This window comes from Citrobacter sp. wls827 (assembly GCF_005280875.1).
Lineage (GTDB): Bacteria > Pseudomonadota > Gammaproteobacteria > Enterobacterales > Enterobacteriaceae > Citrobacter > Citrobacter youngae.
On record NZ_SZWR01000010.1, the window covers coordinates 7,506 to 9,226 of the forward strand.

Here is a 1,721-nt window from a genome sequence, read left to right on the forward strand (position 1 = left end):
AAGCCAGCTATCAAACGGAGCCTTAGGTACGGCGCCATTAAGCATGTCGACGATTTCACCTTTTCTGAAGATCATGATGGTCGGGATGCTGCGGATACCGAAGCGGGCGCTGAGCTCACGTTCGGCTTCCGTATTCACTTTAACAAAACGTACTTTACCGCTACGTTCTTCCGCGACATCTTCAAAAATCGGGGCGAAGTTACGACATGGACCACACCAGGGGGCCCAAAAGTCAACGACCACCGGGAGATCGTCTTTTAACAGTTTATCCAGTGTTTCACCGGTCGCATTGATCACCTCCCCATCAAACAGGTCGTGACCACAGCGTCCGCATTTAGCCGCTTCCTGGACACGATCGTCGGGGATGCGGTTGATAGCCTGGCAGCTGGTACAAACGGTATTCATAACTAACCTCTGGATGAGTGGAGTGGACTTCACGGCAGTAACGCCAGTATGTTTCTATTATGTTACATATTATCGGGGAGTCTGTTCTAAACAACAATGCGTTTTATTCAATGAGTACAATAGTCCTTAGCTTTTAAATGAAATAATGGCTAACGACGTGCACATCGGGTAATCTGCGCGCTTCGCGCAGAGCAGGTGGAGAAAAACATGAGCGACGAACTGAAGAACAAAAACGGCAAGGTCAAAGTGATGTACGTCCGCAGTGACGATGACTCGGATAAACGCACCCAAAATCCACGTACTGGTAAAGGCGGCGGTCGCCCCGGTACTTCCCGAGCCGAAGGCGGTCGTCGCCCTGCCCGTGATGACAGAAAGGGTCCGAACAGCGAACGAGGCCGTGAACGTGGTCGTGACCGCGATGTTGAACGCGATCGTAAACGTGAGGATTCGCCATGGCGTACCGTGTCCCGCGCCCCGAGTGATGACGCAGCGGAAAAAGCCGATCACGGCGGTATCAGCGGCAAAAGCTTTATCGATCCGGAAGTATTACGTCGCCAGCGCGCGGAAGAAACTCGCGTTTACGGTGAGAATGCCTGTCAGGCTCTGTTCCAGAGTCGTCCGGACGCTATCGTCCGCGCCTGGTTTGTTCAGAGCGTCACCCCGCGCTTTAAAGAAGCATTACGCTGGATGGCGGCAAACCGCAAAGCCTACCACGTGGTTGACGAAGCCGAACTGGCGAAGGCCTCCGGCACTGAACACCACGGTGGTGTCTGTTTCCTGATTAAAAAACGTAACGGTACCACCGTTAAGCAGTGGGTTGGTCAGGCGGGCGCGCAGGATTGCGTACTGGCGCTGGAAGATATCGCCAACCCGCATAACCTGGGCGGTATGATGCGTAGCTGCGCACACTTCGGTGTGAAAGGCGTGGTGGTGCAGGATGCGGCGCTGCTGGAATCGGGTGCGGCTATCCGTACCGCTGAAGGGGGGGCTGAGCACGTTCAGCCGATTACCGGTGACAGTATTGTCGACGTGCTGGACGATTTCCGTAACGCGGGTTACACGATAGTGATGACCTCAAGCGTGAAAGGTAAACCGCTGTTTACGACCACGCTGCCGGAAAAAATGGTGCTGGTATTAGGGCGTGAGCGTGAAGCTCTGCCGGAAGCGGCATGCTCAGCCGACGATTTGTGCGTGGCGATTGACGGTACCGGCAACGTAGAAACGCTTAACGTTTCTGTTGCGACCGGCGTGCTGCTCGCGGAGTGGTGGCGTCAGAACAAAGCCTGATAATAAAAATGCCAGCGAATCGCTGGCAT

2 protein-coding genes are annotated in these 1,721 nt (G+C 54.5%); one reads left to right on the top strand and one right to left on the bottom strand.

Translation table 11 applies throughout. The annotated features are described in order from the left end of the window. Nucleotides 1-405 (bottom strand): thioredoxin TrxC (trxC, locus tag FDX03_RS03425; RefSeq protein ID WP_137345678.1); only part of this gene is annotated, 405 nt, incomplete at its 3' end. A 207-nt stretch (nucleotides 406-612) separates the two neighbouring features. On the opposite strand from trxC, the gene FDX03_RS03430 reads away from it, so the two are divergent. Beyond that, nucleotides 613-1,692 (top strand): tRNA/rRNA methyltransferase, encoded by a 1,080-nt coding sequence (locus tag FDX03_RS03430; RefSeq protein ID WP_048210880.1) that lies wholly within the window; start codon nucleotides 613-615, stop codon nucleotides 1,690-1,692. Nucleotides 1,693-1,721 lie beyond the last annotated feature (29 nt).